We start from the raw sequence: 15,856 nt of genomic DNA on the forward strand, positions 1-15,856 counted from the left end.
ACGTGTTTCAGGCTTGGGGAACGACAAAGCGCGGCCACCGGTCCGAGAACCAAGACAGATTCAGCTTGGCCGGCCTGAAATCAGGTGACACCGAGGCCCCGCTATTCCGACACGGCCGACTCGTCGAAGCGGGTGTCGCCTTCGTGGTCGCGGATGGCGTTGGCGGCAGCGAAGGTGGCCGATGGGCAGCCGAACAGGCGGTCGATTGCATTGGGTCTATGACTTACGCCCCTAATTCTCGGCTAACCGTCGAGCGCGCAATAGCAAACACCTCCGCTATTATCCGGTCTAGTGCCACAAAAGAGTGGCGACCTGCGACCACTGCAGCAGGAGTTACCCTCAGTCAAGGACGCGTCGTCGTGTTCAACATCGGGGACTCCCGCGTATATGGATTGGACGATGATGGGGCCACGCAGCTCACGATCGATCATAGATCGATGGCCGACCCCCGAGCTATCACTCGGTTCCTCGGTGGCGCGCACTCGCAGTCAATTCCGGATACTACGGAACCTGCCCTCACTGACTGGAAGGGCTTCTTGATCTGCACTGACGGGTTCTATGGTCACTTGACAAAGGTTGATCTTCAATTGGTCCGGAAGGTAGATCCCGCAGTCGCTATAGAAACCCTGATGGACCTTGCCCTTGAGCGGGGCAGCAGCGACAACCTCACAGCGGTCTACGTAATCTCCAGCTAATTTCGTGCTCGCCAATATCCCACTCTCGGGTCAATCGCGGATTTCCAGCGCGCCAACCCGCAGCGCGCACGATTTGCGGTTTCGGCAATTGACATGGCGTTCGCCCGCGATCCGTATCCTCTGAGCACGGCAATATGCTACGTAGCAACGCCCAAGCCATCCGATTTTACACGCCGGGGCGTCCCCGTCTACGAGCTTTGTACATTTGGGCTTGCTCTCTACCCTCACCTACCGTTGATACTTGGTCGCGATGCATGCGACCAAGATCCTTTGGAGCCAGCTTCTCCTTGTCAGCGCCGTCGCGCTGGCCTTCGTCTGGGGCGCGACGGAATGGGTCGCGTGGCGTCTGGCCTTCCAACCGCAGCTCGGCCGTCCCTGGTTCAGGCTTCTCGGCTGGGCGGTCTATCAACCCGCGGCCTTCTTCTGGTGGTGGTTTGCCTACGACGCCTACGCGCGCGATATCTTCGTCGAAGGCGCCTATATCGCTGCGTCGGGCGGGTTCGCATCGATCGTCATCGCGATCGCGATGTCTGTCTGGCGGGCGCGGGAAGCAAAGCGCGTCACCACCTATGGATCGGCGCGCTGGGCGGAAGCGCAAGAGGTCCGCGGCGCTGATCTTCTCGGAACCGACGGCGTGCTGCTCGGCCGCTGGGGCGACGAATACCTTCGCCATGACGGCCCCGAGCATGTCCTGTGCTTCGCGCCGACACGATCCGGCAAGGGCGTCGGTCTCGTGGTTCCCACGCTTCTCACCTGGCCCGGCTCGGCGATCGTCCACGACATCAAGGGCGAAAACTGGACTCTGACGGCCGGCTGGCGCGCGCACTTCGGTCGGGTGCTTCTGTTCGATCCAACCAATGTGTTGAGCGCTGCCTACAATCCTCTGCTGGAAGTCCGGCGCGGCGAGTGGGAAGTCCGCGACGTCCAGAACATCGCCGACGTGTTGGTCGATCCCGAGGGCGCATTGGAGCGTCGCAATCATTGGGAAAAGACTAGCCATTCACTCCTCGTCGGCGCGATTCTGCATGTCCTTTATGCCGAGGCAGACAAGACGCTCGCCGGCGTCGCCAATTTCTTGTCCGATCCACGCCGCCCGATCGAGACGACCCTGCGCGCGATGATGACAACGCCGCATTTGGGCGAGCGCGGCGTCCATCCGGTCGTTGCCAGCTCGGCGCGCGAGCTCCTCAACAAAAGCGACAACGAGCGCTCCGGCGTCCTGTCGACGGCGATGTCGTTCCTCGGCCTCTATCGCGACCCCGTCGTCGCGACCGTCACGCGGCAATGCGATTGGCGCATCCGCGACCTCGTCGAGGGGAAGGCGCCCGCTAGCCTGTATCTTGTGGTGCCGCCGTCCGACATCAGCCGCACCAAGCCGCTCGTGCGATTAATCCTCAACCAGATCGGCCGCCGTCTGACCGAAGAGTTGGAATCGAAGGGTCGCCGTCATCGGCTCCTGCTGATGTTGGACGAGTTCCCAGCGCTCGGCCGACTCGACTTCTTCGAGAGTGCGCTCGCCTTCATGGCTGGCTACGGCCTGAAGAGCTTCCTGATTGCCCAGTCGCTGAACCAAATCGAGAAGGCATATGGCCAGAACAATTCGATCCTCGACAATTGCCATGTCCGCGTGAGCTTCGCGACCAACGACGAGCGGACGGCCAAACGTGTGTCGGACGCGCTCGGCACGGCGACCGAGATGCGCGCGATGAAGAACTATGCCGGCCATCGGCTCAGCCCCTGGCTTGGCCATTTGATGGTGTCGCGCCAGGAGACGGCGCGGCCCTTGCTGACCCCAGGCGAAGTGATGCAGTTGCCGCCAGAGGACGAACTCGTGCTGGTCTCCGGCTGTAATCCGATCCGGGCGAAGAAGGCGCGCTATTTCGAGGATGCGGAGATGAGAGTGCGCATCCTGCCGCCGCCTATCCTCGAGTCTCCCAAGGGTTCGTTCGGTCCGAGCATTCCGACGGGCCCGGGCCAAGGCGATTGGACCGGCGCCCTCGTCGCGGCGCCAGCGGCCGCCTCGACCGAAGACCCAGCTAACGGCGGCATCCGCCGTGAGCCGGAGTTGCCGGAGCACGAGGACATTGCGCCGGCGCCGAAGAGCTCCCTTCACGAATTCGAGCCGATCGAAGACGAACCCGACGACGAAGCGCAGCGCCTCCACGCCATGCAGCGCAATTTCGGCAATGCCGTCCGACAAGCTCCGCTCGATCCCGGCGACGACCTGCGGATGTGACGCCAGATGCGCACCAAGCATACGTTCCGCCTGCCGCCCGATCTCGCGGGCAAACTTGCCGACTATGCCGCCAGGAAAGGCGTGCCGCAGGCGCTGGTGGTCGAGGCTGCGCTCGCCTCTCATCTGTCGCCCGACGGGGCCGATCGCCTGGAGGCGGCGCTGGCGCGGCGGCTCGATCGAATGACGCGACACCTCGAGCGTCTCGAGCGCCATGTCACGATCTCGAACGAGGCCTTGGCGGTCTTCGTACGCTTCTGGCTGACCAGCACGCCGCCCCTGCCTGACACGGCGCTGCCCGCCGCCCAGGCGAAGGGCCGAGAGCGGTATGAGGGCTTCGTGGAGGCCCTGGGTCGGCGATTGGCGCGAGGGCGAACGCTCTCAGACGAGATTGTCGCCGATGTCGATCCCACGCGGTCGGCGACCGCTAAAGCGACCGAGCCGTCATAGCCCTTGATTCCGCCGTCCTCCTGTCTTTCTACGCCACGGCCCTACTCTCCTCATGAGCTTGTTGCTCTTCCCCGCTTTCGGCCCTTTTTAGTCGACCCGCTGATCCATCGCCTGAATGAGGCGAGATTGCGGGGATTCCGGTTGACTGCCATTCCTTTTCGATCCGAAGCCTTCGCCCGCGGCGCGCGCATGCTGCGCACGGCGCTTGGACCTGCAATCGCCGGTTATCTCGAAGACCCCAGCATCGTCGAAGTGATGCTCAATCCCGACGGCCGGCTCTGGATTGATCGATTGTCCGGAGGATTGGAGGACACCGGCTGTCGCATCGCGCCGGCGGACGCCGAGCGCATTCTTCGACTTGTCGCGCATCATGTCGGCGTCGAGGTTCATTCGGGATCGCCGCGCGTCTCGGCCGAGCTGCCGGAAAGCGGGGAGCGGTTCGAGGGCCTAGTTCCCCCTGTGGCGGCGGCGCCATGCTTTGCGATCCGCCGCCCGGCGGTCGCGGTGTTCACTCTTGGCGACTATGTCGCGGCCGGCATCATGACCGAGGCGCAGGCGGAGTTGCTGCGCGTCGGCGTTCGCGAGCGCAAGAACATTCTCGTCGCCGGCGGCACCTCGACCGGCAAGACCACCTTGGTCAACGCGCTCCTCGCGGAAGTCGCCAAGACCAATGACCGCGTGGTGCTGATCGAGGATACCCGCGAGCTGCAATGCGCCGCGCCGAACCTGGTCGCGCTGCGCACCAAGGACGGCGCGGCCTCGCTCTCCGATCTCGTGCGCTCAGCGCTCCGGTTGCGGCCGGACCGCATACCCGTGGGCGAGGTCCGTGGCGCCGAAGCGCTCGATCTTCTGAAGGCTTGGGGCACCGGCCATCCCGGCGGCGTCGGCACGCTGCACGCTGGCTCCGCGATCGGCGCGCTGCGCCGCCTCGAGCAGCTCATCCAGGAGGCGGTCGTCACCGTCCCACGAGCCCTCATCGCCGAAACGATCGACCTGATCGCCGTCCTCGCAGGCCGCGGCTCCGCTCGCAGGCTCGCCGAATTGGCCGCGGTGAGAGGGCTGAGTTCGAGCGGAGACTACGTGCTTTCATCCGCAGGAGAACCATGATGCCGCTCTTCCAAAGTCTGCGCCATCGGCTGGCGGCAGCGTCCGCTTTCGTCGCCGTGATTATTGTCACGGGACCTGCCTTCGCTGCCGGTTCGAACATGCCGTGGGAGCAGCCCCTCAATCAGATCCTGGAATCGATCCAAGGTCCCGTTGCGAAGGTCATGTCGGTGATCGTCATCATCATCACCGGTCTGACGCTGGCCTTCGGTGAAAGCTCGGGCGGCTTTCGGCGGCTGATCCAGATCGTGTTCGGCCTGTCGATCGCCTTCGCGGCGAGTTCCTTCTTTTTGTCCTTCTTCCAGTTCGGCGGCGGAGTGCTGATCTGATGGAACGGGCTGAATCCATCGCCGGCTTCTACGCGCCCGTCCATCGCGCCCTCACCGAACCGATTCTACTCGGCGGCGCGCCACGGGCCGTGGCCATCATCAACGGCACGCTCGCCGCCGCGGTTGGGCTCGGGCTTCGCCTCTGGATCGTCGGCGCGGCGATTTGGCTGGTCGGCCATCTCGCCGCGGTCTGGGCCGCCAAGCGCGATCCCGCCTTCGTCGACGTGGTGCGCCGTCATCTGCGCTACCCCCAACACATGACCGCGTGAGGCGTTGGGATGATGAACCTCGCCGAATACCGCCGCCGATCTCAGACCCTTGCCGACTTCCTCCCCTGGGCGGCGCTTGTCGAGAAGGGCGTCATCCTGAACAAGGACGGCTCGTTCCAGCGCAGCGCGCGGTTTCGAGGGCCTGATCTCGATTCCGCGACCTCGGCCGAGCTCGTCGCAATTACGGGTCGCCTGAACAACGCACTACGCCGTTTGGGCTCGGGCTGGGCGATCTTCGTCGAGGCGCAGCGCTTACCTGGCAACAGCTATCCCGAAAGCGTCTTTCCGGACGCCGCTTCGAGGCTGGTCGACGCCGAGCGTCGGGCGCAGTTCGAGGAAGAAGGCGCCCATTTCGAGAGCCAGTACTTTCTGACACTGGTTTGGCTACCGCCGGCCGAGGACGCCGCACGCGCCGAGGCGTGGCTCTACGAGAACCGCGCCCGTGGCGGCGCCGATTGGCGCGGCGCGCTCACTGGCTTCATCGACCGCACCGACCGCGTGCTAGCGCTGATCGAAGGTTTCATGCCCGAGGCCGACTGGCTCGATGACGAGGAGACGCTGACCTACCTCCATTCCTGCATCTCGACGCGCCGCCAGCAGGTGCGCGTGCCTGAGACGCCGATGCATCTCGATGCCTTCCTGCCCGACGAGGAACTGATCGGCGGCCTCGAGCCGCGGCTGGGCGGCGCCAACCTGCGCACGCTGACCATCATGGGCTTCCCGTCGCAGACCTGGCCGGGGCTGCTCGACGATCTCAACCGGCTCGCCTTCTCCTACCGCTGGTCAACGCGCGCGATCTGCCTCGACAAGACCGACGCGACCAAAGTGCTCGCCCGCATCCGTCGGCAATGGTTCGCCAAGCGCAAGTCGATCATGGCGATCCTGAAAGAGGTGATGACCAACGAGGCCTCGGTCCTGATGGACTCGGACGCCGCCAACAAGGCGCTCGACGCCGACCTGGCCTTGCAGGAGCTCGGCTCCGATCTCGTCGGCGAGGCCTATGTCACCGCAACCGTGACGGTCTGGGACGAGGACGCGGGCGTCGCCGACGATCGGCTGCGCCTGATCGAGAAGACTGTCCAGGGTCGCGACTTCACCTGCATGCGCGAGACGGTGAATGCGATCGAGGCCTGGCTCGGCAGCCTACCCGGCCATGTCTACGCCAATGTCCGTCAGCCGCCGATCTCGACCTTGAATCTCGCCCATATGATGCCGTTCTCGGCGGTCTGGGCCGGGCCGGAACGGGATGAGCATTTCAAGGGCCCGCCATTGTTATTCGCGAAGACGGAAGGGGCGACGCCGTTCCGGTTCTCACTTCATGTCGGCGACGTCGGCCATGCCTTGATCGTCGGCCCGACGGGCGCGGGAAAGAGCGTGCTGCTGGCACTGATGGCGCTGCAGTTCCGCCGCTATCCCGGTTCGCAGATTTTCGCCTTCGACTTCGGCGGTTCGATCCGCGCCGCGGCGCTCGCCATGGGCGGCGACTGGCACGACCTCGGCGGCGCGCTGGCCGACGACGTCGCCGAGCCCGTCGCCTTGCAACCGCTCGCGCGGATTGACGACGCCGGCGAACGCGCCTGGGCGGCCGATTGGATCGCGACGCTGCTCGCGCGCGAAACGGTTGTGATCACGCCGGAGCTCAAGGAGCATCTGTGGTCGGCGCTGACGTCGCTCAGTTCCGCGCCTGCGGCCGAGCGGACCATCACCGGCCTGTCGGTTCTCCTGCAGTCGAACGCGCTGAAGCAGGCGTTGCAGCCCTATACCGTCGCCGGCCCTTGGGGCCGTTTGCTTGACGCCGAGGCCGAAAGGCTCGGCGAAGCCGAGGTCCAGGCTTTCGAGACCGAAGGCCTCATCGGCGCCGGCGCCGCGCCGACGGTCCTCTCCTATCTCTTCCATCGCATCGAGGATCGCTTCGACGGGCGCCCCACGCTGCTCATGATCGACGAGGGCTGGCTCGCGCTCGACGACAAGGGCTTTGCGGGGCAGCTTCGCGAATGGCTGAAGACGCTCCGGAAGAAGAACGCCTCGGTGATCTTCGCCACGCAGTCGCTCGCCGACATCGACGGCTCGGCGATCGCGCCGGCAATCATCGAGAGCTGCCCGACCCGCATCTTCCTGCCCAACGAGCGCGCGCTGGAGCCGCAGATCGCGACCATCTATCGCCGCTTTGGCCTCAACGATCGCCAGATCGAAATCCTCAGCCTCGCGACGCCGAAGCGCGACTATTACTGCCAGTCCCGCCGTGGCAACCGCCTGTTCGATCTCGGCTTGAGCGAAGTCGCGCTCGCCTTCGCCGCCGCTTCTTCCAAGACCGACCAGGCTGCCATCGCGGAGGCGCTCGCCGCGCATGGCCGCGAAGGATTCGTCGCCGCGTGGCTTCGCGGCAAAGGCCTCGATTGGGCAGTGGACATGCTCGTCAATCCTGACCAGGAGATTCCCCAATGATCAATCATTTCCGCGCGGCGCTGCTCGCAGGCGCCGCGGCTCTCTCATTTGCCGCGACGGCCATCCCCGCCCACGCGCAATTGATCGTCTACGACCCGACGAACTTCTCGCAGAATGTCCTCACCGCCGCGCGCGAGCTGCAGCAGGTCAACAACGAGATTCAGAGCCTCGAGAATCAAGCGACGTCGCTCATCAATCAGGCGAAGAACCTAGCGAGCCTGCCCTATTCGTCACTGGCACAGCTCCAGCAGTCGATCACGAGAACCGAGCAGCTTCTCGCCCAGGCCCAGGGCATCGCGTATAGCGTCACCACCATCAACCAAGCGTTCACCCAGGCCTATCCCCAGAGCTACTCCAGCTCCACCTCCTCACAACAGCTCCTCGCCGCTGCGCAAACCCGGTGGCAGAACTCGCTTACCGGCTTTCAGAACGCCATGCAGGTGCAGGCGGGCGTCGTCCAGAACCTCGATACGACGCGCACGCAGATCAACGCCCTGACCTCTTCGAGCCAATCGGCATCTGGTGCGCTCCAGGCCGCCCAGTCCGGCAACCAGTTGATCGCCCTGCAAACGACGCAACTCGCCGATCTGACCGCGGTCATGGCGGCGATCGCCCACGCGCAGAGCCTGGAAGGCGCGCGCGTCGTCGCGAACCAGGCTCAGGCACAGCAGCAACTCACGAACTTTCTCAATTACGGCGGGGGCTACCAAGCCGGCTCCGCGCAGATGTTCCACTGATGCGCCGCCCAATTGCCAACCTTGGCGCGTTTGGCCGCGCGCTGGGTTTCGTCGCTGTCGCGGCGATTGTAGTGGTGATCGCTGTTCATTTTCGACGCAGCGACGCCTTGGAGCATGCGCCTCCGCCTGCTCCTTCGACGCCAAGTGATCCGCTCGCGCGAGAGCTTGTCCGCTGCCAGGGCCTCGGCATGGCCGCGGAGGACGACCCCGGCTGCAAAGCCGCCTGGGCTGAGAATCGTCGACGCTTCTTCGCGGCTCCTCCTACGGACGCGAACTCGATCGATCCAACGACCGAACATAAGGCCCCCACCAGGGTCGAGGATCGCTGACGATGGGCGGCACAGGCGTCATCGACAATTTCCTGGGCGTCTTCACCCAGTATATCGATTCCGGCTTCGGCCTCGTGCAAGGCGATGTGCGCTGGCTGGCCGGCGTGCTGATCGGCATCGACATCACGCTGGCCGGCCTGCTCTGGGCGATGGCGCCTGACGAGGACGTGCTCGCACGGCTGATCAAGAAGACCCTCTATATCGGCGTCTTCGCCTTCATCATCGGCAACTACAACAATCTCGCTCAAATCATCTATAACTCCTTCGCCGGCCTCGGCATCGAAGCCAGCGGCGGGACGATGAGCCAGGCGCAGCTTCTTCAGCCGGGCCGGGTCGCTCAAGTCGGCGTCACGGCGGGCCAGCCGATCCTCACCGCGATCTCCGGGTTGATGGGCTTCGCCAGCTTCTTCGACAATTTTGTCCAGATCGTCATCCTGCTCCTTGCCTGGGCCATCCTCGTCATCAGCTTCTTCATCATGGCGATCCAGCTTTTCGTGAGCCTGATCGAATTCAAGCTGACGACGCTGGCGGGCTTCGTCCTCGTGCCCTTCGGCCTTTTCGGACGCACCGCCTTTTTGGCGGAGAAGGTATTGGGCAACGTCGTTTCATCGGGCGTGAAGATTCTCGTGCTCGCCGTGATCGTCGGCATCGGCTCGACGATCTTTGGTCAGTTCACCAGCGTTCTGAACAATCCACCGACGATCACCGACGCCCTGACATTGATCCTCGCGGCCTTGTCGATGCTCGGCCTCACGATCTTCGGACCCGGCATCGCGAACGGCCTCATTGCCGGAGGCCCGCAACTTGGCGCGGGCGCGGCGGTGGGAACGGGGATGGCGGTCGCCGGCGCGGGCTTCGCTGGAGCGAGTCTGGCGGCCGGCGGCATCGGCGCAGCCGGCAGCGCGATCGCGGGCGGCGCGCGATCGGGCGCATCCGTAATCGGCGGAGCCGTGACCGCCTTTCGCGGTGGCAGCGCCACAGGCGCCGAGGCCGACGCGTCGTCCGCCTCCAGTCCGCTTCGGGCGGCCGCATCCGGCCTCGGCGGAAACCCTGCGACCGAAAGCCAGGCCGGGATGGGCGAAGCGGGCTCACCCGCTTCGAGCGCTCCCAGCCAAGCCGAGACCTCGGGCCCGCCGGCGTGGGTGCGGCGTATGAAACGAAATCAAGCCATCAGCCGCGGCGTCAGCGCCGTCGAGCATGCCCTTCGTTCCGGCGATCATCCGAGCAGCGGCGGCGGCGTCGATCTCTCAGAAGGAGACTGAAATAATGTTCCAGCGACCGACCGTGCGCTATGGCCGGACCCCCGAACCAGAGACCCCCTATCAGCGCGCCGGCCAGGTCTGGGACGAGCGCATCGGCTCCGCGCGCGTTCAGGCCAAGAACTGGCGGCTTGCCTTCTTTGGGATGCTGTTCCTCAGCGGCGGGCTTACCGCGGGCCTCGTCTGGCAATCCGCGCGAGGGACGGTGACGCCCTGGGTGGTGCAAGTCGACAAGCTCGGCCAGTCACAAGCGGTAGCGCCGGCGATCGCCGATTATCGTCCGACTGATCCGCAGATTGCGTGGCATCTCGCGCGATTCATCCAAGAAGTGCGCGGCATTCCCGCCGATCCGGTCGTGCTGCGGCAGAACTGGCTCGAAGCCTACAATTACGTCACCGACAAAGGCGCTCTCACGCTCAACGACTACGCGCGGACCAACGATCCCTTCTCCAAAATCGACAAGACGCAAGTCTCGATCGATGTCGCAAGCGTCATCCGCGCCTCGAGCGACAGCTTTCGCGTCGCCTGGACCGAGCGGCGCTATGTCGACGACGCGCTGACCGCCACCGAACGCTGGAGCGCGATCATCACAATCGTCGTCCAGCCGCCGACCGACGCAGACCGGCTGAAGAAGAACCCGCTCGGCGTCTACGTCCACGCCCTCAACTGGTCCAAGGAGCTCGGCTGATGCGCTTCCCCTCTCTCGCGATTATTCTGACGTCGGGGCTCTCTCTCGGCGCTTGCACGACGGCGTGGAAACCGCCCGAGATCGCCTACGACGACACGCCGCGCCAAGCGGTTCTACAGCCGAATCCGCCGAAGCCGGTGAAGGTCGTCGAGGTCCCCAAGCTTCTTCCCTTGCCCGGCCAGCTCAAGCCGTTGCCGGGCGCGAAGACCGAACCGCCCGAGGCTACCGATCCTCGCACGCGCGTCGACCACGCCAACGACGAAGCACGCATGCAGCCAACGCGGGCGGGCTACCTCAACGCGATTCAGGTCTATCCGTTCTCCGAGGGGGCGCTCTATCAGGTCTATTCGGCCCCCGGCGAGATCACCGACATCGCGCTCGAGGCGGGCGAGCAGCTCGTCGGCTCCGGCCCGGTCGCCGCCGGCGACACCGTGCGCTGGATCGTCGGCGACACCGAAAGCGGAGCGGGCGCCACCAAGCGCGTCCATATCCTGGTGAAACCGACGCGGCCGGACCTGATGAGCAATCTCATCGTCAATACAGACCGGCGCACCTACCATCTCGAACTGCGGTCGGACGATAAGACCTATATGGCCTCGGTGTCCTGGACCTATTCGCAGGACCAGTTGATCGCGCTGCGGCAACAGAACGTCATCGCGGAAGCCGCGGCGCCGGTCGCGAGTGGCGTCGACGTCAATGCGCTGAACTTCCGCTACGAGATCGAAGGCGATACGCCTCCCTGGAGGCCACTGCGCGCGTTCGACGACGGGCGGCAGGTGTTCATCGAGTTTCCGACGGGCATTCGCCGCGGCGAGATGCCCCCGCTCTGGGTGATCGGCGCGGAAGGCGGAGCCGAGCTCGTGAACTACCGCGTTCAGGACCATCACATGATCGTCGATCGGTTGTTCGCCGCGGCGGAGCTCAGGCTCGGCGGCGAGCATCAGAAGAGGGTCCGGATTGTTCGCACCGACGGGAGACCGCAGCAGTGACGGACGCCCCACGCGACGAGGCGCCGCCGCCCGCCGGAGGCGAACGGCCGGCACAGGGGATGCGCCTGCGGTCCCGCCGATCGCCTGTAACACGGCTGTCGCGGCGGGTGCTGATAGGGCTCGGCGCGGTCGCGGCCGTCGGCATCGGCGGCGCACTCTTCCTCGCGCTGCAGCCGCAGCGCAAGCCGACCGGCTCCGAACTCTACAGCACCGATAACCGAAACACGCCGGACGGGCTCGCCAATCTGCCCCAGGACTATTCGGGCCTGCCGCACGGAACGCCCAGGCTGGGCCCGCCGCTGCCTGGCGATCTCGGCAGACCGATCCTCAACGCCGGCGCGCCGGCGCCCAGCATGGCGTCGGATCCGACTCAGCAACGCGAAGCGCAGGAACAGGAGGCGGCGCTGACCAGCCATCTCTTCGCGACGACCAATGTCGGACCGGTCATCCCCGCATCTCTCACGGCGCCCGCTCAGGCGGCCGCCGCGACGGCTGCGGCGGTCTCAAACGATCTGACCTCTCAGGATCACAAGCTCGCGTTCCTCAACGGAAACGTCGACCGCCGGACCGTGAGCGCAGATCGCGTCGAGGCGCCGCCCAGCCCCTATGTGCTGCAGGCGGGCGCCGTGATCCCGGGCGCATTGCTCACCGGCCTTCGTTCCGATCTGCCCGGACAGGTCACGGCGCAGGTGACGGAAGATGTCTATGACTCGCCGACGGGGAAGTTTCTGCTGATCCCACAGGGCGCGCGGCTGATCGGGCAGTACGATGCTCAGGTCGCCTTCGGTCAGTCGCGGGCGCTGCTCGTCTGGAATCGGCTGATCATGCCCAACGGCCGATCGATCGTCCTCGAACGCCAGCCCGGCGCCGACACAGAAGGCTATGCCGGCGTCGAAGACCAGGTCGACTACCATTGGGGCATGCTGTTCAAAGCAGCGATCCTTTCGACCGTGTTGAGCGTCGGCTCCGAGGTTGGCATGAGTAATAACGGGAATTCGCTCGTTCAGGCGATCCAGCAAGGCGGCTCGCAAGGCGTGAATCAAGTTGGACAGCAGGTTGTAAGTCGTTCCCTGAATATCCAACCGACGATTACGATCCGACCCGGCTTTCCTGTGCGGGTGATCGTCAACCGCGATCTGGTGCTCGAACCAAATAAAGGATGAGCCTATGAAAATGTCTAAACTGAAGCTCGGCGCAATTGAAGACGACAAGCCGGTCAGACTCGCCGTCGAGCTCCCCGCGGCATTGCATCGCGATCTCATAGCCTACGCACAGACACTTGGAAGGGAAACGGGACAGTCGGTTGCCGAACCGGGAAAACTCATCGCCCCAATGCTGGCGCGATTCATGGCGACCGATCGAGCGTTCGCAAAATCGCGCCGCGGACGTCAGCCGCCAACGACTGGCAACGGATAGCGTTCGCCAAGAAGCGTCAGAAAACTTGCCAACGCGGGATTTTCATTGTCTCCCCTCCAATGGGCAGAATAGCCAACCCTGGACGCACCGGCGCCGTCGCGCACCTCCCGGTAGATCAAGCCGGGAAAAGTCAACCCAATGCCGGCTTCCGTGACCAGGCTGACGCCGAATCCAGCGCCAACGAGGTTTTTGAGACTCCCGCGGCTCACGTCATGGCGCAAGACCCTGGGCCGATCCTCTGATGAGGCAAGCTTCGTGACGAGGAGATCTTGGAACTCCTCGCCTGGGTCGTCCTGGTTCAACAAAAGGGTTTCGCCTCTCAGGTCGGTCCAGTAGACGGTCTCGCTCGCGGCCAGCCGATGGCCTTCCGGTACGGCTACAAGAATCCGCTCGCTCCAGAGCGGCGCAGCTTTGCAGTCAAGCAAAGGCGATTCCCCCGTAACGATCGCGATGTCCAGTCCGCCGTTTCGGACAGCGGTGGCGAGGCGTAGTCGCGAGCTCTCAAACATGCTGATTTCGATTTGCGGAAACCGTCGCGCATAGTCCATCAGCGTCGCGCGCAGATTTCCGTTTGAAAGCGAAGTGTAAAAACCGATCGCCAGCTGCCCGGCTTCGCCGCGACCTGTTCTATTCGCGATTGCCACCAGTGCGTCCATTTGCTCGAGAATCGACCGGGCGGCGCGCAGAAATTTTTGCCCGGCGTTCGTCGCCCGCACGCCGCCGCTCGATCGCTCGAACACGACCATGCCGATCGATTCTTCAAGCTGGCGAATGCAGCGACTTAACTTGGACTGCCGAAGCAGCAGCGCCTCGGCGGCCTGTCGAAAGCTCCCGTGATCCTCAGCCGATATCGCATATCTAAGATGCTGAAGGGTGAAAGCCGAGGATCTACCTCGAAGGAGCGTATCTGCGCTTCTACGTTCATTCGTCATAATCCTGCACCTGACCCCTCTGTGCCGTTTCGGGTTGCGACGCGCCTCAAAAGCGCCCACCACGAGAGGCATGAAGACAAGCGGGCTGCTCCTTTCGCCATGAAGCGAGCTCCCCTATCCGAAGTGTTAGCGTTGTCGTTGCTGGCTTCTCACGCTGCAGCCTGCGCCACTGGCGCCCAGAGCACTGGGGCACGAACCCCGCCGGCGGAACGGACGCGCGCCAAGCTCTCGACCGAAACCTCGAGATAGCCCGCGACCGCCTGGGTCGCCCCGAGCACGCGTGGTTCAGCAATCCGCCGCAACGGCCAGCCCGCGCGGCGCAGGATCCGCTCCATTCGAGCATCGGTGACCGTGACGATTTCGGTGAGCAGTCGTGACAGGCCGAACTCGATCATGCCGGCTAAAAGCTCATAGGTCGCGCTGGCGAGGCCGTGCCCTGCTTTCGGCGCATCGGCAGGAATATCGAGCGCGAAGCGGCTGCTCTCCCAGATGGTCGAGCTCGTTGGGGCGCGGGCTCCGTCCAACAATATCGGAAATGTATCACGCAGCATGGTGGGGCCAGTAGACGGAAGCAGGCGCACACAACCCTGGACACGGCCGTCGTTCGCTCTCAGCAGCAAATAAGCGGGACGGAGCGCATCGAAGTCGTCGATTTCCATATCGCCGCTAATCTGGACGTCCCAATCCAACCTCTTCTTGAACACGCGGTAGCGCAGACGATGCATCTCCGCGATCTCTCCAACAAAGCTGCCGTAGTGATCAACCGTAATCAACTGAATCATCATCGCCTCCTCGATTGCTGAACGTCCAGCATCGGAGGCGAGTTGATGTGTCGATACATCCTGTGCGGTTGCACAGGATGGCGGCTCAGGGTGACTCACTGCATCATGGGTCTCGAGGCGACAAGCCGGGCCACCGCTTGGCAGTTTGAATGAACGCCGAGCTTCGCTTTGGCATTGTCGAGATGGAATGACGCGGTGCGCCGAGAAATGCCGAGGATGCGTCCGATCTCCCAGGCGGACTTGCCTTGGGCGGTCCACTCTAGGCATTCGAATTCGCGTGGGGACAACGACACGCCGTCGACGAACCGGTCAGGAGCGAGTTTGCGTCGGGCATGAGCGTGGAAGTACATCGCCATGAGTTGAAGCACGCGGCCGTGTTCGCCGATGCACCGTTCGAATGCCGGTTGTCGCTCGTCTGCGGCGAAGGTCACCGCGGCGACCGGGCCGCGAGTATCGTGAATTGGAATCGTGAACCCAGAGCGGATGCCAAACCTGGCGGCCTCATCGAACAGCTCACGTTGAGGATTGGATTGCGTCGTCGCCCCGAGTCCGAGGCCCCACTCGAAAGGTTCAGGACGGTCGAGGGCCTGAAGGATGACAGGATCAAAGCGTTCGTAACGGTTTTGCAGATAGTGCGCCGTCCATGCCGATGGGTAGTTCGATATCAGTTGCGGAGCTGAGCCAGGCCGAGGAGCGATAGATAGGTACGCAAAGCATGTAAGGTCGAGCGCCGCCGCAGCCTCGACCATTGAAGCGCTCAGAGTTTCCGTGTCCGAAGCGCTCGACAAGCGATCAATAAAGGACTGAAAGATGTGATGCATTGAGATACTCATACGACAGCACCGGATGTCGTCGAAACAGCTCGCGAGGGAACTGTTCAGTCGGTATTGAGTGCTTCATTTTCTCGAAGCCACGCCCTGATAACTGAGTAATTACCTCGCCGGTACGGCGACCTCCGCGGATTTATGGCGCCCCTCGCAATAGATGCGTCGCCTCCTCGAAATCTCGATGATATCCGACCACGCAGGTTCCCGGCATGGCCAGTCAACCCCGAGTTGACCGTTGAGCCAAACGACAACAATTTTCGAATATTTGAAACGGCGGCACGTCGCGCCGTTGTTAAACGATGTCCCATCATTTTGCGAACTCGATTGCGTGACCTGACCTGTCTCGAAAAAGGCCGGGATCCCTGTCGAGAT

General features: G+C 63.9%; 17 protein-coding genes. 14 read left to right on the forward strand and 3 right to left on the reverse strand.

What is annotated here, in order from left to right; all coding sequences use genetic code 11:
- The first annotated feature begins 2 nt into the window (after positions 1–2).
- The 14 genes from GSQ90_RS32850 to GSQ90_RS13750 all read left to right on the forward strand — a co-directional run bounded on the left by GSQ90_RS32850 (position 3) and on the right by GSQ90_RS13750 (position 12,943).
- Positions 3–695, forward strand: coding sequence for a PP2C family serine/threonine-protein phosphatase (locus GSQ90_RS32850; RefSeq protein ID WP_371418377.1), 693 nt, complete (start codon positions 3–5; stop codon positions 693–695).
- A 250-nt stretch (positions 696–945) separates the two neighbouring features.
- Complete coding sequence (locus GSQ90_RS13690) at positions 946–2,931, forward strand: conjugal transfer protein TraG (protein ID WP_158815383.1); 1,986 nt, start codon at positions 946–948, stop codon at positions 2,929–2,931.
- Between the two features lie 6 nt (positions 2,932–2,937).
- On the forward strand, positions 2,938–3,378 hold the full coding sequence (locus GSQ90_RS13695) for a CopG family transcriptional regulator (RefSeq protein ID WP_158815384.1): 441 nt from the start codon (positions 2,938–2,940) through the stop codon (positions 3,376–3,378).
- Positions 3,379–3,567: 189 nt separating this feature from the next.
- Positions 3,568–4,485 carry a P-type conjugative transfer ATPase TrbB gene (gene trbB / locus GSQ90_RS13700; protein ID WP_210254901.1) on the forward strand — a complete coding sequence of 306 codons (918 nt, stop codon included), beginning with the start codon at positions 3,568–3,570 and terminating at the stop codon, positions 4,483–4,485.
- Positions 4,485–4,811, forward strand: coding sequence for a TrbC/VirB2 family protein (locus GSQ90_RS13705; protein ID WP_158815386.1), 327 nt, complete (start codon positions 4,485–4,487; stop codon positions 4,809–4,811). Before trbB ends, GSQ90_RS13705 begins: the two co-directional genes overlap by 1 nt.
- Positions 4,811–5,080 carry a VirB3 family type IV secretion system protein gene (locus GSQ90_RS13710; RefSeq protein WP_158815387.1) on the forward strand — a complete coding sequence of 90 codons (270 nt, stop codon included), beginning with the start codon at positions 4,811–4,813 and terminating at the stop codon, positions 5,078–5,080. The genes GSQ90_RS13705 and GSQ90_RS13710 overlap by 1 nt, the downstream gene beginning before the upstream one ends.
- A gap of 9 nt (positions 5,081–5,089) precedes the next feature.
- Positions 5,090–7,525, forward strand: a complete 2,436-nt coding sequence (gene trbE / locus GSQ90_RS13715; protein WP_158815388.1) for a conjugal transfer protein TrbE — start codon at positions 5,090–5,092, stop codon at positions 7,523–7,525.
- Positions 7,522–8,262 (forward strand): P-type conjugative transfer protein TrbJ, encoded by a 741-nt coding sequence (gene trbJ / locus GSQ90_RS13720; protein WP_158815389.1) that lies wholly within the window; start codon positions 7,522–7,524, stop codon positions 8,260–8,262. The genes trbE and trbJ overlap by 4 nt, the downstream gene beginning before the upstream one ends.
- A complete protein-coding gene (gene trbK-alt, locus GSQ90_RS13725) occupies positions 8,262–8,591 on the forward strand; it encodes a putative entry exclusion protein TrbK-alt (RefSeq protein ID WP_158815390.1) in 330 nt (109 codons plus the stop codon). Before trbJ ends, trbK-alt begins: the two co-directional genes overlap by 1 nt.
- Positions 8,592–8,593: 2 nt before the next feature.
- Complete coding sequence (gene trbL, locus GSQ90_RS13730; RefSeq protein ID WP_158815391.1) at positions 8,594–9,853, forward strand: P-type conjugative transfer protein TrbL; 1,260 nt, start codon at positions 8,594–8,596, stop codon at positions 9,851–9,853.
- A 4-nt stretch (positions 9,854–9,857) separates the two neighbouring features.
- Entirely contained in the window at positions 9,858–10,538 is a 681-nt protein-coding gene (gene trbF / locus GSQ90_RS13735; RefSeq protein ID WP_158815392.1) for a conjugal transfer protein TrbF, read from the forward strand.
- Positions 10,538–11,527: a P-type conjugative transfer protein TrbG gene (gene trbG, locus GSQ90_RS13740; RefSeq protein ID WP_158815393.1), complete on the forward strand. Its 990-nt coding sequence runs from the start codon at positions 10,538–10,540 to the stop codon at positions 11,525–11,527. The genes trbF and trbG overlap by 1 nt, the downstream gene beginning before the upstream one ends.
- Positions 11,524–12,690, forward strand: a complete 1,167-nt coding sequence (locus GSQ90_RS13745) for a TrbI/VirB10 family protein (RefSeq protein ID WP_246731593.1) — start codon at positions 11,524–11,526, stop codon at positions 12,688–12,690. Before trbG ends, GSQ90_RS13745 begins: the two co-directional genes overlap by 4 nt.
- A 10-nt stretch (positions 12,691–12,700) precedes the next feature.
- On the forward strand, positions 12,701–12,943 hold the full coding sequence (locus GSQ90_RS13750; protein ID WP_158815536.1) for a DUF2274 domain-containing protein: 243 nt from the start codon (positions 12,701–12,703) through the stop codon (positions 12,941–12,943).
- Here the strand turns inward: GSQ90_RS13750 and GSQ90_RS13755 are convergent.
- The 3 genes from GSQ90_RS13755 to GSQ90_RS13765 form a co-directional block, all read right to left on the reverse strand.
- A complete protein-coding gene (locus GSQ90_RS13755) occupies positions 12,916–13,875 on the reverse strand; it encodes a LysR family transcriptional regulator (RefSeq protein WP_158815394.1) in 960 nt (319 codons plus the stop codon). The two genes, GSQ90_RS13750 and GSQ90_RS13755, sit on opposite strands and share 28 nt — an antisense overlap.
- Positions 13,876–14,024: 149 nt before the next feature.
- Entirely contained in the window at positions 14,025–14,657 is a 633-nt protein-coding gene (locus GSQ90_RS13760; RefSeq protein ID WP_158815395.1) for an acyl-homoserine-lactone synthase, read from the reverse strand.
- 95 nt (positions 14,658–14,752) lie between these two features.
- Positions 14,753–15,478 (reverse strand): LuxR family transcriptional regulator, encoded by a 726-nt coding sequence (locus tag GSQ90_RS13765; RefSeq protein WP_158815396.1) that lies wholly within the window; start codon positions 15,476–15,478, stop codon positions 14,753–14,755.
- Positions 15,479–15,856: the final 378 nt, after the last annotated feature.

The organism is Methylocapsa sp. S129 (genome assembly GCF_009765995.1).
GTDB lineage: Bacteria > Pseudomonadota > Alphaproteobacteria > Rhizobiales > Beijerinckiaceae > Roseiarcus.

What these genes read in the sequence shown, in the direction of transcription:
- GSQ90_RS13705 (WP_158815386.1), top strand. Translation starts at nt 4,485, where the DNA reads ATGCCGCTCTTCCAAAGTCTGCGCCATCGGCTGGCGGCAGCGTCCGCT.
- trbL (WP_158815391.1), top strand. Translation starts at nt 8,594, where the DNA reads ATGGGCGGCACAGGCGTCATCGACAATTTCCTGGGCGTCTTCACCCAG.
- GSQ90_RS13710 (WP_158815387.1), top strand. Translation starts at nt 4,811, where the DNA reads ATGGAACGGGCTGAATCCATCGCCGGCTTCTACGCGCCCGTCCATCGC.
- trbE (WP_158815388.1), top strand. Translation starts at nt 5,090, where the DNA reads ATGATGAACCTCGCCGAATACCGCCGCCGATCTCAGACCCTTGCCGAC.
- GSQ90_RS13695 (WP_158815384.1), top strand. Translation starts at nt 2,938, where the DNA reads ATGCGCACCAAGCATACGTTCCGCCTGCCGCCCGATCTCGCGGGCAAA.
- trbF (WP_158815392.1), top strand. Translation starts at nt 9,858, where the DNA reads ATGTTCCAGCGACCGACCGTGCGCTATGGCCGGACCCCCGAACCAGAG.
- GSQ90_RS13750 (WP_158815536.1), top strand. Translation starts at nt 12,701, where the DNA reads ATGTCTAAACTGAAGCTCGGCGCAATTGAAGACGACAAGCCGGTCAGA.
- trbB (WP_210254901.1), top strand. Translation starts at nt 3,568, where the DNA reads ATGCTGCGCACGGCGCTTGGACCTGCAATCGCCGGTTATCTCGAAGAC.
- GSQ90_RS13755 (WP_158815394.1), bottom strand. Translation starts at nt 13,875, where the DNA reads ATGACGAATGAACGTAGAAGCGCAGATACGCTCCTTCGAGGTAGATCC.
- GSQ90_RS13690 (WP_158815383.1), top strand. Translation starts at nt 946, where the DNA reads ATGCATGCGACCAAGATCCTTTGGAGCCAGCTTCTCCTTGTCAGCGCC.
- trbK-alt (WP_158815390.1), top strand. Translation starts at nt 8,262, where the DNA reads ATGCGCCGCCCAATTGCCAACCTTGGCGCGTTTGGCCGCGCGCTGGGT.
- GSQ90_RS13765 (WP_158815396.1), bottom strand. Translation starts at nt 15,478, where the DNA reads ATGCATCACATCTTTCAGTCCTTTATTGATCGCTTGTCGAGCGCTTCG.
- GSQ90_RS13760 (WP_158815395.1), bottom strand. Translation starts at nt 14,657, where the DNA reads ATGATTCAGTTGATTACGGTTGATCACTACGGCAGCTTTGTTGGAGAG.
- trbJ (WP_158815389.1), top strand. Translation starts at nt 7,522, where the DNA reads ATGATCAATCATTTCCGCGCGGCGCTGCTCGCAGGCGCCGCGGCTCTC.
- trbG (WP_158815393.1), top strand. Translation starts at nt 10,538, where the DNA reads ATGCGCTTCCCCTCTCTCGCGATTATTCTGACGTCGGGGCTCTCTCTC.